Origin of the sequence: Pantoea sp. SO10, assembly GCF_005281435.1 — a bacterium.
GTDB classification, from domain to species: Bacteria; Pseudomonadota; Gammaproteobacteria; order Enterobacterales; family Enterobacteriaceae; genus Pantoea; species Pantoea leporis.
Genome location: NZ_CP040096.1, coordinates 101446 through 118332 on the forward strand (window position 1 = coordinate 101446; position 16887 = coordinate 118332).

General features: G+C 56.3%; 15 protein-coding genes. 8 read left to right on the top strand and 7 right to left on the bottom strand.

Annotated features, from left to right (window positions below; genetic code table 11):
- Positions 1-102: 102 nt before the first annotated feature.
- The 3 genes from FCN45_RS20065 (at position 103) to FCN45_RS20075 (ending at position 3313) form a co-directional block, all read left to right on the top strand.
- The gene (locus FCN45_RS20065; protein WP_137386994.1) at positions 103-1176 is read left to right on the top strand and encodes an ABC transporter substrate-binding protein; all 1074 of its coding nucleotides are present in this window, start codon (positions 103-105) and stop codon (positions 1174-1176) included.
- 10 nt (positions 1177-1186) lie between these two features.
- Complete coding sequence (locus FCN45_RS20070; protein WP_137386995.1) at positions 1187-2194, top strand: ABC transporter permease; 1008 nt, start codon at positions 1187-1189, stop codon at positions 2192-2194.
- A 111-nt stretch (positions 2195-2305) separates the two neighbouring features.
- Positions 2306-3313 carry a PLP-dependent cysteine synthase family protein gene (locus FCN45_RS20075; RefSeq protein ID WP_137386996.1) on the top strand — a complete coding sequence of 336 codons (1008 nt, stop codon included), beginning with the start codon at positions 2306-2308 and terminating at the stop codon, positions 3311-3313.
- A gap of 107 nt (positions 3314-3420) precedes the next feature.
- On the opposite strand, the gene FCN45_RS20080 is transcribed toward FCN45_RS20075, so the two are convergent.
- Positions 3421-4479 carry an ABC transporter substrate-binding protein gene (locus FCN45_RS20080; protein ID WP_137386997.1) on the bottom strand — a complete coding sequence of 353 codons (1059 nt, stop codon included), beginning with the start codon at positions 4477-4479 and terminating at the stop codon, positions 3421-3423.
- Positions 4480-4679: 200 nt separating this feature from the next.
- On the opposite strand from FCN45_RS20080, the gene FCN45_RS20085 reads away from it, so the two are divergent.
- Complete coding sequence (locus FCN45_RS20085; RefSeq protein ID WP_137386998.1) at positions 4680-5828, top strand: acyl-CoA dehydrogenase family protein; 1149 nt, start codon at positions 4680-4682, stop codon at positions 5826-5828.
- 120 nt (positions 5829-5948) lie between these two features.
- On the opposite strand, the gene fhuE is transcribed toward FCN45_RS20085, so the two are convergent.
- A complete protein-coding gene (gene fhuE / locus FCN45_RS20090) occupies positions 5949-8144 on the bottom strand; it encodes a ferric-rhodotorulic acid/ferric-coprogen receptor FhuE (RefSeq protein WP_137386999.1) in 2196 nt (731 codons plus the stop codon).
- A gap of 527 nt (positions 8145-8671) precedes the next feature.
- Here fhuE and FCN45_RS20095 point away from each other — a divergent pair.
- Positions 8672-9073 (top strand): H-NS family nucleoid-associated regulatory protein, encoded by a 402-nt coding sequence (locus FCN45_RS20095; RefSeq protein ID WP_101761355.1) that lies wholly within the window; start codon positions 8672-8674, stop codon positions 9071-9073.
- Positions 9074-9281: 208 nt separating this feature from the next.
- Here the strand turns inward: FCN45_RS20095 and FCN45_RS20105 are convergent, their stop codons facing one another.
- The 3 genes from FCN45_RS20105 to FCN45_RS20115 are packed head-to-tail and all read right to left on the bottom strand — an operon-like array spanning position 9282 to position 12905.
- Positions 9282-10481 carry an aminotransferase class I/II-fold pyridoxal phosphate-dependent enzyme gene (locus FCN45_RS20105; RefSeq protein ID WP_137387000.1) on the bottom strand — a complete coding sequence of 400 codons (1200 nt, stop codon included), beginning with the start codon at positions 10479-10481 and terminating at the stop codon, positions 9282-9284.
- An 18-nt stretch (positions 10482-10499) separates the two neighbouring features.
- On the bottom strand, positions 10500-11801 hold the full coding sequence (locus FCN45_RS20110) for an LLM class flavin-dependent oxidoreductase (RefSeq protein WP_137387001.1): 1302 nt from the start codon (positions 11799-11801) through the stop codon (positions 10500-10502).
- A 33-nt stretch (positions 11802-11834) separates the two neighbouring features.
- Entirely contained in the window at positions 11835-12905 is a 1071-nt protein-coding gene (locus tag FCN45_RS20115; protein WP_137387002.1) for an iron-containing alcohol dehydrogenase family protein, read from the bottom strand.
- A 334-nt stretch (positions 12906-13239) separates the two neighbouring features.
- Between FCN45_RS20115 and FCN45_RS20120 the strand changes: the two genes are divergently transcribed.
- The 3 genes from FCN45_RS20120 to FCN45_RS20130 are packed head-to-tail and all read left to right on the top strand — an operon-like array spanning position 13240 to position 16237.
- On the top strand, positions 13240-13785 hold the full coding sequence (locus FCN45_RS20120) for a GNAT family N-acetyltransferase (protein WP_101761773.1): 546 nt from the start codon (positions 13240-13242) through the stop codon (positions 13783-13785).
- Positions 13782-14924, top strand: coding sequence for an amidohydrolase (locus tag FCN45_RS20125; RefSeq protein ID WP_137387003.1), 1143 nt, complete (start codon positions 13782-13784; stop codon positions 14922-14924). Before FCN45_RS20120 ends, FCN45_RS20125 begins: the two co-directional genes overlap by 4 nt.
- Positions 14924-16237, top strand: a complete 1314-nt coding sequence (locus FCN45_RS20130; protein WP_137387004.1) for an MmgE/PrpD family protein — start codon at positions 14924-14926, stop codon at positions 16235-16237. The genes FCN45_RS20125 and FCN45_RS20130 overlap by 1 nt, the downstream gene beginning before the upstream one ends.
- On the opposite strand, the gene FCN45_RS20135 is transcribed toward FCN45_RS20130, so the two are convergent.
- Both FCN45_RS20135 and FCN45_RS23825 read right to left on the bottom strand, forming a co-directional pair.
- The gene (locus FCN45_RS20135) at positions 16234-16458 is read right to left on the bottom strand and encodes a hypothetical protein (protein WP_007890034.1); all 225 of its coding nucleotides are present in this window, start codon (positions 16456-16458) and stop codon (positions 16234-16236) included. The genes FCN45_RS20130 and FCN45_RS20135 overlap by 4 nt on opposite strands.
- Before the next feature lie 114 nt (positions 16459-16572).
- Positions 16573-16695: a hypothetical protein gene (locus FCN45_RS23825; RefSeq protein ID WP_255421536.1), complete on the bottom strand. Its 123-nt coding sequence runs from the start codon at positions 16693-16695 to the stop codon at positions 16573-16575.
- Between the last annotated feature and the right edge of the window lie 192 nt (positions 16696-16887).

Consider the following 16887-nt stretch of genomic DNA (forward strand, 5'->3'; position numbering starts at 1 on the left):
ATTCATAATGAAAAACTGCATGATGTCATGCGGGATTGTTATTTTGTCGCGCTAATTGCCTTTGCCATAGTGCCTGTGAACTTTATCTACAAGGAAGACAGGATGGCATTGCAACAATTCTCTCTGAGCCGCCGCGCGTTATTACGCGGGCTGGGTCTCTTTAGTGCCGGCGTGGCGGTAAATCCGTTGCTGAGCAGCAACGTGTTTGCCGACGAAAAATCCCTCAAAACCATCAAGCTGGCCTGGGGGCAAACCGCAGTGTGTCAGTCACCGATATCTGTGGCGCTTAAACAAGGCTTCTTTAAAAAGTACGGCTTGAATGTTGAGCCGGTGAACTTCAGCGGCCCCACCGATGCGCTGTTACAGGCAATTGCCACCGGCCAGGCCGATGGCGGCATCGGCATGGCGCTGCGCTGGCTGAAGCCGCTAGAGCAGGGTTTTGATGTGGATCTCACCGTCGGCACGCACGGCGGCTGCATGCGTTTACTCGCGCCGCAAAATAGCGGCATCCGCGATGTGAAAGATTTGGTGGGCAAATCGGTGGCGGTCAGCGATCAAGCCAGCCCGATTCGCAACTTCTTCGCCATTCAGCTGGCGAAACAGGGCATCGATCCCGATAAGCAGGTCAACTGGCTGCAATATCCGCCCGACCTGTTTGGCGAAGCGCTGCGCAAAGGCGAAGTGCAGGCGCTGGCTACCGACGATCCACAGGGCTGGCTGCTGAAGAAGCAGCACAACCTGGTGGAAGTCGATAACAACCTGAAAGGCGAATACGCCAACCTCACCTGCTGCGTGCTGGGCCTGCGCGGCTCGCTGGTACGTGACGATCCCGCCACCGCGCGTGCTATCACTCAGGCGATTGTCGATGCGCAGCAGTGGACCGCCGAACATCCGGACGAGACGGCGAAAATCTTCCAGCCGTTTGTGCCCGGCTCCATCGCGGTGGAGGATATCGCCGCGATGCTGAAAGAGCACACTCATAGTCATCACTCCACCGGCGTGCAGCTGCGCAAAGAGGTGGCGGTTTATATCGATGAGCTAAAAAAAATCAACGTGATCCGCCCGGATACCGATGCGCAGCGCTTCGCCGAACACTATGTGCCAGAGCTGCTGCCGGCGGAATCCGCCCATCAGCACGCCAACAACATGGCGCACATGAGCAACATGTCGAGCTAAGGAGACGAGAATGGCCAGTGAAACCCTGACGATTGCCCGCAACCGTGATGTGCCGCGCCGCCTTCAACCGGCGGTTTGGGGTGCGCTCCTGCTGTGGTGGGCGCTGGTCGCGCTGATGGTGGCGGTTCCAGATAAGCCGCAGGGATTTGCCGCCCCGCGCTTTGTCAATGAAACGCACGAGCTGTTTGCCGCCATCGCGCTGCTTCTCACCGGGCTGGCGATTGCCTCGGGCCTGTTCCCACGGCTGACACTACTCGCGCCGCTCAAACGCAGCGGTCCGTGGCTGATTGTGCTGGCGCTGCTGATCGGCTTGTGGGAAACCGTCACCGGCAAACTGGCGCTGCTGCCCGCGCCGTTTTTCGCCCCGCCGCGTGCGCTGGTCGAAGCCTATGCCACCGATTGGCCGCGCCTGCTGGATAGCGTGCTCAATTCGCTGCGTCTGCTGGCCTTCGGCTTTATCTACGGCAGCGTGGTCGGCTTTATTACCGGCGTAGCGATTGGCTGGTCGCGCGGCTTGGGTTATTGGGTGCATCCGATTCTGCGCTTCCTTGGCCCGGTGCCTTCTACCGCGCTGCTGCCGCTGTCGCTCTACTTCTTCCCGTCAAGCTTCTCGGCGGCGGTATTTCTGATTGCGCTGGCGACCTGGTTCCCGGTGACGGTGCTAACCTGGTCGGGCGTTTCCAGCGTTGATACGCGTTATTACGATGTGGCGCGCACGCTCGGTGCCAATTCGCTGTTCCTCGTGTTGCGCGTGGCGGTGCCGGCAGCGCTGCCGCACTTGTTTGTTGGCCTGTTTATGGGTTTGGGCGCCTCGTTCTCGGTGCTGGTAGCGGCGGAGATGATGGGGGTGAAGTCCGGGCTCGGCTGGTATCTGCAGTGGGCGCAAGGCTGGGCGGCTTACGCCAATATGTACGCCGCGCTGATTGTGATGGCGCTGCTGTTTTCTTCGTTGATCTCTCTGCTGTTCCTGGTGCGCGATCGCCTGTTGTCATGGCAGCGCAGCGCGGTGAAATGGTAACGACATACATTGCGTAATAAATTGCGCCGCCACGGTATGTGCACCCATCCGTAGCGGCGCGACTTATCGCGCAATTGTTCAGGCTCATCTCATCTATTTATGAGGTCGATTATGGCTGCAAAAATTTCTGCTTCTATCACTGAACTGATTGGCAACACGCCGCTGCTGCGCCTGTCTCGCTACGCACAGCAACACGATATTCAGGCCGATTTGGTCGCCAAACTCGAACTGTTTAATCCCAATCACAGCGTGAAAGATCGCATCGCCCTCAGCATGATTGAAGCCGCCGAACGCAACGGCATTATTCAGCCCGGCGATACGCTGGTTGAAACCACCAGCGGCAACACCGGCATTGGGTTAGCGGCGATTGCGGCGGCGAAAGGCTACAAGTTCCGCGTCTATATCAATGATTTCGTTAGCATCGAACGCAGCCAGATTATTCAGGCGTACGGTGCCGAAGTGGTGCCGTTCAGCACCATTGAAGGCTTTAAAGCATTTTACGATGCCAGCAACGGCGATTTCGTCGCCGCCACCAAATGGCTGGCCGAGCAGGTCACCGCAGCGGAACCGGAAGTGCACTTCCTGCTGCAGCTGGATAATCCGGCCAATCCGGCGGTGCATGAGCGCACCACCGGGCCGGAGATCTGGCGCGACAGCGGCGGCGAGCTGGATATCTTTATCGCCGCCGTCGGCACCGGCGGCACGCTCTCCGGCACCGGACGCTATCTCAAACAGCAGCATCCGGGATTACAGGTGATCGCCGTCGAGCCGGGCGTGGGTTCACAGCCGAGCGAACTGCGTCCGGATCCACTGGACATTACCGGCGTGCATGCGTTCAGCAACCAGACGCCTGAGCGTATTCCTGCCAATCTCGATCACCGCGTTTACGATGAAGTGATCGCGGTGGAAACCTGGCAGGCGTACACAGCGGCGCGGCAGCTGGCGCTGAGCGAAGGTGTGCTGGTGGGGGATTCCTCCGGGGCAGTGTTGTGGGCGGCACAACAGGTTGCAGCGCGACCGGAGAACCGTGGCAAGCGCATTGTGGTGTTGCTGGCCGATGGCGGCAGCAGCTATTTAACCACCCAGCTGTTCGCGCATCAGGTACCAGCCGAATCGTGAAGCTGGCGAGCGCCGTGCAAACCTCCAGGAAAATCGCCTGAAAATAATGCGCGATAAATCGAGCCGCTACAGAATCCTGCATGTATTCGTAGCGGCGCGATTTCAATTTAAACCAGCACGTTGCTGGTAATCCCCTTAGCAAACAATAGCGGATCGGTTTCCGGTCGTAACACGTTGATCGCCTTTAAATCACGCGCATACACGTCGATCTCATTCACAAACGCGTTCCCCACCGAATAGTGTCCGTGCGTATGGGTTTTCAGCACGCTGGCGATCTCCTGCGGCGTGGTGTTGAGTGCCTGGCCGTTAAACTCGCTGCCAATTGCTTCCGGGTGTTTGGCCGCATAAGCATGCGCCTGCAGAATCGCGTGGGTGATCGCCGCCGCCACTTCCGGCTGTTCGCGAATCAAACTGCCGCGCGTGCCCACCACACAGCAACTCAGTCTGGCGTACTCGTCCATTAAGTTGGTGCCAATTTCGCGGTAGCCCGGCTTCTGGGTTAAGCGCCACATCACCGGATCGGAACCGCTGGCGGCCTGAATCTCGCCCTTCTCCAGCACCATCGGCAGCAAATCCTGCGGGAACACGCGCCAGTCGACATCGGTATTGGGATCGACGCCGTGCTTTTTCAGCATCAGCGAGAAGAAGTTTTTATCCGCGCCCGCCACGTCGGTGACGCCAATGGTTTTGCCTTTCAGTTGCTCCAGCGTGGTCGGCCCGCCATCGCGCGCCAGCAGGCGCATACAGCCGCCGTGCGTGCCGGCGGTGAGTTTGACGTCAAAGCCCTGCTCCAGCGCTTTCAGCCAGCGCAGCGCCATGCCGATGGCAGCTTCGGCTTTGCCGGTGGCGATGGATTCCAGCAGCAGTTCGGTGGAGTTGCCGAAGTTAACGAACTCCACTTCCAGGTTGTGCGCTTTAAAGAAGTTATGCTGATCGGCCACCACCACCGGCGCGAGGCAGATGGCGTTGAGATTCACCGCCAGACGCACATGCGTCGGCTTTGCCAGCGCCCATTTTCCGGGGCCATCTTGCAGTAAATCGCCGGGCATCTGCATGCCCGCCATATGATCGTCGGCAAACACGCGGCCCGGTAACGTTGCCGCCATCGCCGCGGCGGCGGAATATCCCAGAAAATGCCGACGGGAAACTAAATAATTATTTGGCATTAAATGACTCCCAAAAATAAATGCAGGTGAAGGTGTTGACCCTAATTAATGGCTCGCGCAGAAACAGCCATTGCAAATTAACACTTCCACCGGCGGCAGAATTATGCCGATTCCGCATGTATATAGCCGGTTTATTGCTTTTACAGCGGTGGCAGAACAGGAAACAATTAAGCCTGATTTAATAAGGGGATAAATAACGCATGGCAAATAACCCGCCCTTTCTGGCTGAAATATTGCCGGTGATTATTCAGGCCTTAGAAAAAGACGCTGAAGAAGTTGATCGCAGCGGCGAATTTCCCAAAACCGCTTTTAGCGTGTTGCGGCAGCATGGCTTGCTGCACTTTGTATTACCGACGGCGTCGGGCGGCAGCGGCGGCGATCTGCTGGCAAGCCAGGCGATTATCCAGGCCGTGGCGCGCGGCGAACCTTCTGCAGCGCTGATTCTCATCATGCAGTATCTCAACACGCGTCGCCTCGACGACAGTTCAAACTGGCCAGACGCGGTGCGCCGCAAGGTGGCGGAGAGCGTGATTCGCGACGGTGCGCTGATTAACGCATTACGTGTCGAACCCGAATTAGGCACGCCCGCGCGCGGCGGATTGCCCGCCACCCGCGCACGCCGCACCGCTGAAGGCTGGCGCATCAGCGGCGAGAAGATTTACTCCACCGGCAGCTATGGGCTGAGCTGGTTTCTGGTGTGGGCCAGCAGCGACGATGCCGATCCGCTGGTCGGCGGCTATCTGGTGCCAGCCAACGCGCCCGGCATCCACATCATTGATGAGTGGGATCACCTCGGCATGCGCGGCACCTGTAGCCATCGCGTGGTGCTGGACGAGGTGCTGATCCCGCTCGATCACGCAGTCAACGTCGCGCCGTGGAGCACGCCGCGAGCGGGCCTCAACGAAGAAGAATCAGTTTGGATGGCGGTGCTGCTCGGTTCGCTGTACGACGCCATTGCGCACAGCGCGCGCGACTGGTTTATCGGCTTTTTGCAGCAGCGCGTGCCGGCCAATCTTGGCGCACCGCTGGCATCATTGCCGCGCTTTCAGGAGCTGGTTGGCCGCATCGATACGCTGCTGTTTACCAGTCAAACCCTGCTGAGCAGCGCTGCCCAAGGCCACGTCGCCAGCGGACATGCCGCGCAAATCAAACAGGTGGTGACCGAAAACGCCATTCGCAGCGTGCAGCTGATGGTGGAAGGCATTGGCAACCACGCGCTGACGCGCCACCATCCGTTACAACGTCACCTGCGTAACGTGCTTTGCGGCCGCATACATACGCCGCAGGACGACGCCATTTTCACTTCCGTGGGCAAATCCGCCCTTTCTGCTGAGAGGAGTACATCATGACGCTGGAATTTATTGGTCTGGAGGGCAATCAGAAGAAATGCGGGCAGCTATAAAAAGCCAGCTAAAGGTGATTTGACGGGGTTATTATTGGGTGCGCATGACACGCACCCTAAATTTTGATTAAAAACGATACGTCGCCGAGACAGAGAAATTACGCGGATCGCCGTACACGATGCCGCCGTTGCTGACGTTGGTGTCGTACTCTTTGTCGAACAGGTTGTTGATGTTTGCCTGCAGCGAGACGTTTTTGGTGACGTCGTAGCGTGCGAACAAATCCACCACCGAGTAGCTGCCCTGACGTGCGCGCCAGGTGCCTTCGCCATCTGGACCGCCAATGTCGCCGTAGGTTTTCGACTGCCATGTCACGCCACCACCCAGGGTCAACTGATCCAGCATCGGCAAGCGATAGCTGGTGAAGAGGTTGAATGAGGTGCGTGGCAGCTGAGAATTGTAATTCTCGCCTTCGCGATCTTCCGCCACATAGCTGGTACCGCCGAAGGTCATCTGCCAGTTATCGGTTACCGCACCGTTGACTTCAAACTCCACGCCACGGCTCACTACGCCACTTTTACCCACATAAATGGCATTGCCCGTTTCCGGGTTGGTTTGTCCGGTCGCTTCGCCAACATTATCCAGCTCGGTGCGGAATATGGAGATCGAGGTAGTCAGGCGGCTGTTAAACCAGTCTGATTTCACACCCGCTTCGTAGTTTTTGCCAATCACCGGCGCCAGGAATCCGCCCGAGGCATCCTGATAATCCTGCGGCTGGAATACCGAGGTGTAGCTGGCATATGCCGACCAGTTGTCGTAGAAGTCCCAAATCACACCACCGTACGGCGTGATGTTGTTCTTCTCCATCTCTTCGCTCAGCGTCTGACGATTCCAGTTAGTGTAGCGCGCGCCGAGAATCACATGCAGCGGATCGGCCAGCGAGATGCGGGTTGCCAGATAAGCAGATTTCTGACGTACCAGCTGTGTATCTGAAGCCGGTTCGCGCGGATCCCAGTTAGATTCCGGGAAATCGCCGTTGTAGTTATTGAAGTTACCCAGCTCTGCTGATGAGATGTTCTCCCACGAGCTGTAGTACTTGTTGTCCTGACGACTGTAGTTAACGCCGATCATCAGCTCATGCTGACGTCCCAACAATTCGTATGGGCCGCTGGCGAAGGCATCCACCGCATCCACTTTACGTTTGCCGGTGTTATAGCCGGTGCCGCCGATAACCGGATAGCCGGCGTAAGAGGAAGAGCCCGCGCCGGTGGTTTTATCGAAGAAGCCATCGATATACAGCTGTTTGCTGTCGAGGAACATTTCGTTGTGCGTGCCGTTAAGCGTGATGTTCCAGCCGTTATCGAAGTTTTGCTGCAGGTTAACAAAGACCTTTTTGTTTTCTTTGTTGTTGTAAGCCCAGTCTGGCGCGGTGTTGTAACCACGACGCGCTTTGATCTGCGAACCGTCGGTATACCAGCGCGGGGAACCGCTCCACATTGGCGAGTCGGTGTTTACCTGGGTGAATTCGTAACCAACCGACAATTTGGTGGAGTCGGTCAGATCAGCGTCAACCACGCCATAAACGAACTTTTTGTCTGCGCCGTAGCGTTCGATAAAGCTGTTTTTGTCTTCATAGCCCGCTACTAGTCGACCACGCACGTTCCCTTCAGGCGACAGCGGTGCAGAGAGATCGGCAACGTAACGCTGCTTGTTCCAGCTGCCGTAGCTGGCGGAAACATCACCGGTGAACTCTTTGCTATCGGCGTGCTTGCGCACCATGTTGATGGAGGCGGAAGGATTGCCTGGGCCAGTCAGCAAGCCGGTGGCACCGCGCACCACTTCGACGCGCTCATACAGCGCCATGTCGCTCTGCGCGTCGCCAAGGTTCCAGCGTGAGGCGAAGGCGGTGGGAATACCGTCGACCATATAGTTGTCGATCAGGAAACCGCGCGAATAGTAGTTGGTGCGATCCATATCGGAAGAGACACCGTGGATACCGGTGGTGTTCTTCAGCACATCGTTCAGCGATTGCAGTTGTTGGTCTTGCATACGCTGCTTGCTGACGATCGAAACCGATTGCGGAATATCGCGCGCGGTGAGCGCCATTTTGGTACCGGCACGCGTCACCGGTACACTGTAATCCTGTGCCGCCTGCTGTTGCTGCTCGGCGTTGGCGCTGGCATCCACGTTCAGCGTCTGTTCGGTGTTGGTGGTCTCTGCTGCCTGCGCGATACACGACGCAACCATCACAGCCAGTAAAGAGAGACGTAACGCACGCTGAGGCGCACTGCCGGGTTTCCTGACGCGCAAATCACTGAAAGACATACGATTCCTCAATCAACTTATCGTTATTTTTTTCGGCACCGCTGCTGACGTCGGAAAGAGGAACGACAGTAAGGAAGCCGTTAAGAAAGCAAATGAGAAATATACGCATTAAGATTTCCAATGCAAGAAATTGTTACCAGTTTACTGACACTTTTACACTTGGTGAAAAGCCTTATTCTTCAACGAGTAATAGTTGACTTACGTTATTTTCAGGAAGGTTCATGGCGGGGCTTTCGGCAACTATGTGAAATTGAACAGATTCTTATGTGTACGGTAACCATTTATGGCGACCTTCACACGCACTGCATACACACGCATATTAAATCACCCACTATTATTCTCCTTACTCTCCCGCGTCACGTGAATAAGCCAAATAGCTCGATAAAGCGTCACGGAATATAAAGGAATCTCTGATCACCCGGATATTTTACAGACAATTCTGCCCACGTTTGATTATTTTAATTTGGCAAAAAATCTCGTAGAATGCTTCCCTTTACACCAGTCAAATAAGTAATAAGGATTAATACATGAGCGATGCACTTAAAGCATTGAACAATCTTCGTACGCTGCGTGCCGAGGCGCGTAATATTGACGTCGCAGCATTAGAAGAGATGCTGGAAAAATTCGCCGTGGTCGTCGCAGAGCGCCGTGAAGAAGCGGAAGCAGAAACTGCAGCTCAGCGCGAAAAAGAAGAAAAGCTGGCGCTGTATAAAGAGATGTTGTTGAAAGATGGCATTGATATTAGTGACCTGGCGCAATTAACTACCCAGGAAAGCAAGCCTAAGTCGAAACGTGCTCCGCGCCCCGCGAAGTATAAGTTCATCGACGAACAGGGTAACGAGAAATTGTGGACCGGCCAGGGCCGTACGCCGTCACCGATTAAAGCCGCACTGGAAGCTGGCGGTTCAATGGATGATTTCCTGATTTAATCGGTGACTTGCTGTACAGCGCATGAACAGTAAAAACGCAGCGTAAGTGCTGCGTTTTTTCGTTATTACTTCTGCGCGTTAATCTGTTTGATATACGCTTTTAAAACGTCGTAAACATAATCCTGGCAAGCGATACCGGATTGCGCATCATACTTGCCTTTAAGTCAGATAATCCCCCGGAAATATCTGACGTCTTATACTAATAAGCTTATTTCAGAACCGCGCAGGCCTGCGCAATTCTGCGGCCCGCTTCACGCACCGTTTCAATGTCGGTGGCAATCGACAAACGGAAATAAGGTGATAATCCGTACGCGCTGCCCGCCACGCCAGAGACACCGCTTTCCAGCAGATAATTCATCACATCCTGCTCGCTTTCGATCTTCTGACCATCGGGACGCGTTTTGCCTAATAAACCGGCGCAGCGACAGAAAATAAAGAACGCGCCATCAGGATTAAGCACGTCAATTTCCTGCACCGGCTTTAACAGCGCCATAATCGCATCGCGGCGATCCTGATAAGCCGTGCGTTGCGGCGGCAGGAAGTCGAGTCCACCGTTATACGCCGCCACCGCCGCAGCCTGGCTGATCGCGCTGGCACCGGAGCTGTTTTGCGACTGCACCACCACCATCGCGTCGATCAACGCTTTAGGCCCGGCACCGAAACCGATGCGCCAGCCGGTCATGGCATAGGTTTTCGACACGCCGCCCACCAGCAGAATACGGTCGGCTAAATCCGGCGCAACGTGCAGCAGGCTAATATGTTCACGACCATCAAACAGAATATGCTCGTAGAGTTCATCCAGCATGATCAGCACATCAGGATGATCGCGCAGCACCGTCGCCAGCGCGGTCAGCTCATCTGCGCTGTACACCATGCCAGAAGGATTGCCGGGATTGTTCAGCACCAGCCAGCGGGTTTTAGCAGTGATCGTCTGCGCCAGCTGCTGCGGCTGCAACTTGTATTCCTGCTCCAGCGGACACGCCAGCAGCACCGCCTCACCGCCGTTAAAACGCACGCTATCCGGGAACGTCGGCCAATACGGCACCGGCACAATCACCTCATCGCCTTCATTCAGCGTGGCGGCAAAGGCGTTGAAGATAATCTGTTTGGCACCGTTGGCGATGCAAATTTGCGCCAGCTCATAATCGAGCTGATTTTCATTTTTCAGCTTAGCCAGCACCGCTTTGCGCAGCGGCGTGGTGCCATTGGTCGGCGTGTAGCGCGTCTCACCGGCTTCCATTGCCGCCACCGCCGCCTGACGAATATGCGCGGGCGTATCAAAATCTGGCTCACCGGTGGTGAGATCGAGAATATCCACGCCATGCTCTTTCAGCTGGCGCGTCAGTTGACGCGCCGCCGCATTGGCAGAGAGCGACACGGACTGCACACGCTTTGATAAGGTGACCATGTTGAGCTCCTGAATGGGTTAGACCACCGGCAAACCGAGGTTTTCACGCAGCGTGGCGAACTCGTAATCGTCACGGAACAGGCCGCGACGGCGCAGTTCAGGGATCACCAGCTCAACAAACAGATCCAGCTGCTCGGACATGATCGCCGGCATAATATTGAAACCATCCGCGCCGCCCTCGTTCATCCACAGCTCGAAATCGTCAGCGATATCTTCGGCGGTACCGACAATCACGCGATGTCCGCGTGAACCAGCAGCCACCGCCGCCAGCTCGCGCAGCGTCAGATTTTCGCGTTTCGCCATATCGGTCATCAGTTTAACGCGGCTCTGGTTGCCCTCGCCCAGAGGCACTTCTGGCACCGGACCATCCAGCGGGAACTGGCTGAGATCCATGCTGAAACGCAGCGACAGCTGACGCAGACCGTTTTCGATGTCCACCAGCGTGTTGAGCTCTTTCCACAGTGCTTTGGCCTCTTCACGCGTGCGGCCCACAATCGGCATCACGCCCGGCATAATCACCACATGATCCGGATTACGACCAGCGGCAATGACCTGATCTTTCTGCGAACGGTAGAAGGTTTGTGCTTCTTCGAGGCTGGCAGCCGCGGTGAAGATCACTTCCGCGGTTTCCGCCGCCAGTTTCTGACCATCGGCGGAGGAACCGGCTTCGATGATCACCGGACGACCCTGCGGCGAACGGGTGATATTCAGCGGCCCCTGCACCTGGAAGTGCTCGCCTTCATGGTTAATCGGCTGGATTTTTTCATCAACAAAGTACGCACCGGTCTCTTTGTTCGGCTGTACCGCGCCCTCTTCCCAACCGGCCCACAGCTTGTCAGCCACTTCGAGGAATTCGCGCGCACGCGCATAACGCTCGGCATGGTTTGGCATATCGTTGCGGCTAAAGTTACGCGCTACATCGGTTGAGAATGAGGTCACCACGTTCCATGCCGCGCGACCACGGCTGATATGATCCAGCGAGGAGAAGCTGCGCGCCATGGTGAACGGATCGCTAAAGGTGGTGGACGCCGTCGCCGCCAGACCGATGCGTTTGGTATTCACCGCCAGCGCCGACAGCATGGTCAGCGGCTCAAGGCGCGCCATGGTCGAGGGCAGACGATACATGCTGGTGGCCAGCGCATCGCCTACGAAGAACAGATCGAATTTACCGGCTTCGGCTTTTTTGGCGATGGTGATCAGCCAATCGATGTCAGTTGGATCGCCGAGCTTTTCCGTCAGACGCCAGCCGCTGACGTGTTGTCCTACCGGCTGCACGAAAAGGCCTAAACGGATGCGGCGTGGTTGTTGTGAGTTAGCCATTAATTTGTCCTGGTCAATAAAAAGTGGTGCGAATTAAAACGTGTTCTCGGTCGCCAGCAGCGCCTGTTCCAGCGCATCGGCAGAGATGCGGAATGGCAGACGTTCGGCGCTGGCCGCCGGAAATTTAATCTGTTCTGCGATGGTGCGAATCGTCGCCGCGCGGTCACCGGTTAACGGCGCTAAGGTCTGCGGCATGTCGTACGCACGCAGCAGCGTCAGCAGATCGGCATCCGGCACGCCGTCATGCTCAATCAGCGATTGCACCAGCAGGCTGTAACCCACTTTTTCACCGTGCAGCCATTGATGCAGTTCCGGCTGATGCGTCAGACGATTGTGAATGGCGTGAGCAAAACCTGGCGTCGGCAGCACATCGCGCACGCTGTTGGCTAATCCGGCCAACACGATATTGGCATCGATGATTTTCACCAGCTCCGGCGTGACCTGCTGTTGCTGGTTAGCGGCTACCGCCGCCGGGCCCAGCTCGCGATAAAGATCCAGCGCGCGTTTGGCGGTCATCACTTTGAGATCCAGCGCCAGATCGTTGGGATTGTTACGCTGATACGGATAGAACTCATAATATTTTGCCAGCGCATCAACGATGCCGGCCTTCAGGTAACGCACGTCGCTGCGCGCGATAATCTCGCTATCGACCAGTACCAAATCCGGCATTTTGCCCAGCGGCTGGCTGCGCACATGGCCGCCCTGCTCGTTGTAAAAAATCGCCACCGGCGACCAGGCAGCGCAAGTCGCGGCAACCGTGGCGAAGTTGATCACCTTGAGATCGGGCAGCTGGCTACCCACCGCTTTTGCCGCATCAAGCACGCGCCCGCCGCCGATCGCAAACAGCAGTTCAGCGCCCTGCCGCTCGACATTGTGCTTCAGGGTTTCAATCGCGGCATCGGTGCATTCACCGGTCAGATACTCTATTTCCCAGCGAATATCATTGGCTTCAAGGCTCTGGGTTAATTCCGGATTAACGGCCTGCCAGGCGCGGGGGGAAGTAAAGACGCGAATATGGGAAGCGTAAGGTTTGATAAATTCACCGGCGCGCGCACGCAAACCGGATTCATGTGCATATGCACGCGGAGATTTGATCGCTAACACGGCGTCACCCTGATTAAGAATAAGGCTATAACGGATTAAATTAAGATAATTCAGAGGGTTAATACAGAATAGTTATAGCGCTATGTATTTTCTGCATACTACGGTAAATAACGATTTAAGCAATGCAAAAGGGGCGATTTCATTTTCACAAATTCGCATTAGCTTAGTTATTTTTCACATATAGCGGGGAATGGCTTTGCTGGTAATCTGAACCCTTATAACAGACGAGCACCTTGCGTAGCGGCGCAATTTATTGCGCGATGAATCGCGCCGCTATGGAAGGTGCCTGTTTTTTGATTCTCCGCCTGATGGCGGTTTTTTCCCGGGGATGTCTATGTCACTTGAATTTCGTCAGGTTAGAGAAGACGAGGTGGAAACCTATCAGGCGCTGATGCATGCCGCGTATGCACCCACGCTGGCGCTCGGCATTAAATTTGATGCCGCCACCGCCGACCTTGCCAAGACACTGCGTCATCTGCAGAGCCACGGTGTTTATGCCCTGTATGCCGATGATGTGATGGTCTCATCCGTTACCGTACGCTATCCGTGGGGACCGCTGCCCGGCCCGTTTGGCCTGCCGCATATCGGCTGGTTTGGCGCGCATCCCGATTATCCCGGCCAGCAATTTGGTCGTCAGGTGCAGGATCGTCTCGAGCAGGAGATCTTGCTGGGCCAGTTACGCGCGCCTGCGGTGTCGCTCGGCACCGCCACTAGCCATCCGTGGCTGATCGAGATGTACAAAAAGCGCGGTTTCCAGCTGATGCACACCACCGATCTCGGCAAAGGGCATATCACGCAATATATGAAGAAAGTACTGGATGAAAGCGCCCACGATGCGTGGTTAACACGCCAGGCGGCACAACAAGGAGTAAAAGCATGAGCCAATCTCTCAACACCTTAGGCGAACAGCTGATCGCTTTCCGCCATGAACTGCACCGTTTTCCCGAGCTCTCCAATCAAGAGTTTGAAACCACCGCACGAATTCGTCAGCAATTAGAGCAACACCAGATTCGCGTGCTGGATCTCCCGCTCAAAACCGGTTTAGTGGCGGAAATCGGGGCGGAAAAAGGCCCATTGATGGTGTTACGCTCCGATATTGACGCGCTGCCGATTGAAGAGCAGTCAGATGTGAGCTTCCGATCTGAACGTCCCGGCGTGATGCACGCCTGCGGCCACGACTTTCACAGTTCGGCGGCGCTGGGGGCAGCGATTCTGCTCAAACAGCAGGAAGATACCCTGCCAGGTCGCGTGCGTATTCTGTTCCAGGCCGCTGAAGAGACCGGCCAGGGCGCGCCCGATGTGATCGCGACCGGAGCGCTGGATGATGCGGTGGCAATCTTCGGCATTCACAACGATCCGTCTCTGCCGCCTGGCGTGATTGGCAGCAAAGCCGGTCCGCTCACCGCAGCGGTCGATCGCTTTGATATCAGCATCACCGGCATGGGTAGCCACGCCGCCAAACCGCATCAGGGTAACGATCCGATTGTGATTGCTGCGCAAATTGTCTCGGCCGCACAAACGTTGATTAGCCGCAATGCCCCATCCGGCGATAACGCGGTGGTCTCGATTACCCAGATTCACAGCGGCAGCACCTGGAACGTAATTCCTGATAGCGCCTGGCTGGAAGGCACGGTGCGCTCCTTCTCGCAGGAAACGCGCGAACGTCTGGAGCAGCGCTTCCGTGAAATCGTGCAAGGTATCGGCGCCGCTTTCGCCGCCGAGGTGAAATTCAACTGGCACGCGGGTCCGCCATCCGTAGTGAATGATGCGCATTGGGCGGATTTTGCCTTGCAGCAGGCCAGCGCCAGCGGCTTTGAGGCGCGCGTGGTGGAAGCCAGCCCAATCGGCGAAGACTTCGCGTTCTATCAGCAACAGCTGCCGGGCGCGTTTATGATGATTGGCACCGGCGAGCCTTACGCGCTGCACCATCCGGCGTTTCGCATCAATGATGATGTGCTACTGCCGACGTCGCGCTATCTCGCCAATCTGGCGGTCGCAGCGCTGAAGAGCGTGAGCTGATGAGCCTGACTGCCGCGCTGGCTGAGCGCATTGTTCACAGCCTACCGGACGCCGCCGCACGTGATGCGGCGCGCGAAGGGGTGCGTGATTTCCTCGCCGTCAGCTGGCCGGTGCTGCAAGGTCAGGTGCCAGACAGCGGATTACCGGCGCTGCGCAGCGTATATGGCGACGGCAGCGCGCGATCCAACGCGCTGCTGCTCGGGTATGCCAGCCACGCGCTGGATTACGATGATTTCCATGCGGATTTTCGCGGGCATCCCAGCGTGGTGATTCTGCCTGCGCTCTTTGCCTGGCAGCAGTTGCAGCCCTCTGAGCTGGATCAGTTTCTTGATGCCTATGCGGTTGGCGTGGAGGTTGCCGGACGTTTAGGTCTCGCCGTCAGCCAGCAGCATTACGCTTTAGGTCATCACAATACCGCGACGCTTGGCACAGTTGCCGCTGCCGCCGCGCTGGCGCGTTTGCTGGCGTTAGATGTGGCTGCCACCGCAACGCTGCTCGGCATCGCCACCACGCAGGCCAGCGGCTTACGCGTGCAGTTTGGTTCGGCGGTAAAGCCGCTGCATGCCGGGTTTGCAGCTGAACGCGCGGTGAGCGCCGCACAGCTGACGCTGGCAGGCTTTGATGGCAAGCAGGACGGCGTGATTGACGCTTTCATCTCCGCCACCAGCAATGGCCAGGCGCAGCCGGAAAAACTGATTGAGCATTGGGCGCAGCCGTGGCGCATCGTCACGCCTGGGCTGGAATTCAAACCCTTCCCCACCTGCGCCGGTACGCACAGCGCCGCCGAAGCCACGCGCATCTTGCGCAATCAATGGCTGGCGAGCGGTAAATCACTGGAAAGTTTGCTGGAAAACATTAGCGAAATTAGCGTGGCGTTTCCGCCGGGCGGTGATATTGCGGCATCGGTGCGCGTGCCAACCAACGGCATCGAAGCGCGTTTCAGTCTGGAATATGTGATCGCCGCAATGCTGATGTATGGCGATTTGCGTTTGCAGGATTTTGCCGAAGGCGAATTGAATCAAGAGGTGATGCCGCTGGCAGCAAAGGTGCGTCGTATGCCAGATGAAGGTGCGCCACCGGATGCGATTAACCCGGCGCTGCGTTTTCATCTGGTGACGATTACGCTAGGCGATGGCTTGCAGTTGCAGCATCACCGCACACGTCAGCAATCGCTGGCCGATGCGGTGGATGTCGCAGGCAAGCTGCGCGCGGCACTGCAGCAGGAATCCTCGCTACGTCAGCAACAACTGCTGAACAGCAGCGAGTTGGCTAACAGCGCGCACCTGGCGCAGTTAACCCAACTGCTCGCTTAAAGCGTTTCGACCGGCTCCAGCGCATCCTGAATGGCATCGGCCAGATTTGCGATCTCATTGGCAACCGCCTGCAAATCCCACGATGCCTTTGATCCGCTGGCAGAGGTTGAGGCGCTAACTGACTCTTTTGCCACCGCTAATGCCGCCGCAACCGCAACGGTGCGTTTATGCTGCTCAACCGTGACGCCAATCGGTGGCTGTGTGAAATAGTCGTTGACCATCGTATCTCTCCCTTAAGTGTTAAAAAAATAAATGAATCCTGGAGAGGTATTATGGGGGAATTACAGCAGAGTGCACTCTAAATAGTGAGCCGCCAGCGGCGGCTCGACCGATTTTCAGATTTTAGGTTGCTGATCTTCAGGGAATTCAGTATCGCGGGGTAAATCATCATCTTCGTCAGGTAATGTTTCATCATCACCTGGCAGTGGAATTACATCATCATCTGGACGTTCTGACATACGTACCTCCGTAAACCCGAATTGGGTTAATTAAAGTGTAGTAATGAAATAAATTAAACATCGCCCTTCTTTTCATTATGTGAGTTAAGCGTAAGAAATCGCGCAACAATAATATTTTTATTTCTTTGCACCGCTTCACTTAAATAAGCAAAACTCACGCTGGGCTTATTTTCTTTTCAGCTCAGCCATTTG

Coding starts and splice junctions, on each gene's coding strand:
- FCN45_RS20130 (WP_137387004.1), top strand. CDS start 14,924: ATGAGCCTGACTGCCGCGCTGGCTGAGCGCATTGTTCACAGCCTACCG.
- FCN45_RS20080 (WP_137386997.1), bottom strand. CDS start 4,479: ATGCCAAATAATTATTTAGTTTCCCGTCGGCATTTTCTGGGATATTCC.
- FCN45_RS20105 (WP_137387000.1), bottom strand. CDS start 10,481: ATGGTCACCTTATCAAAGCGTGTGCAGTCCGTGTCGCTCTCTGCCAAT.
- FCN45_RS20085 (WP_137386998.1), top strand. CDS start 4,680: ATGGCAAATAACCCGCCCTTTCTGGCTGAAATATTGCCGGTGATTATT.
- FCN45_RS20075 (WP_137386996.1), top strand. CDS start 2,306: ATGGCTGCAAAAATTTCTGCTTCTATCACTGAACTGATTGGCAACACG.
- FCN45_RS20065 (WP_137386994.1), top strand. CDS start 103: ATGGCATTGCAACAATTCTCTCTGAGCCGCCGCGCGTTATTACGCGGG.
- FCN45_RS23825 (WP_255421536.1), bottom strand. CDS start 16,695: ATGTCAGAACGTCCAGATGATGATGTAATTCCACTGCCAGGTGATGAT.
- fhuE (WP_137386999.1), bottom strand. CDS start 8,144: ATGTCTTTCAGTGATTTGCGCGTCAGGAAACCCGGCAGTGCGCCTCAG.
- FCN45_RS20095 (WP_101761355.1), top strand. CDS start 8,672: ATGAGCGATGCACTTAAAGCATTGAACAATCTTCGTACGCTGCGTGCC.
- FCN45_RS20110 (WP_137387001.1), bottom strand. CDS start 11,801: ATGGCTAACTCACAACAACCACGCCGCATCCGTTTAGGCCTTTTCGTG.
- FCN45_RS20135 (WP_007890034.1), bottom strand. CDS start 16,458: ATGGTCAACGACTATTTCACACAGCCACCGATTGGCGTCACGGTTGAG.
- FCN45_RS20070 (WP_137386995.1), top strand. CDS start 1,187: ATGGCCAGTGAAACCCTGACGATTGCCCGCAACCGTGATGTGCCGCGC.
- FCN45_RS20125 (WP_137387003.1), top strand. CDS start 13,782: ATGAGCCAATCTCTCAACACCTTAGGCGAACAGCTGATCGCTTTCCGC.
- FCN45_RS20120 (WP_101761773.1), top strand. CDS start 13,240: ATGTCACTTGAATTTCGTCAGGTTAGAGAAGACGAGGTGGAAACCTAT.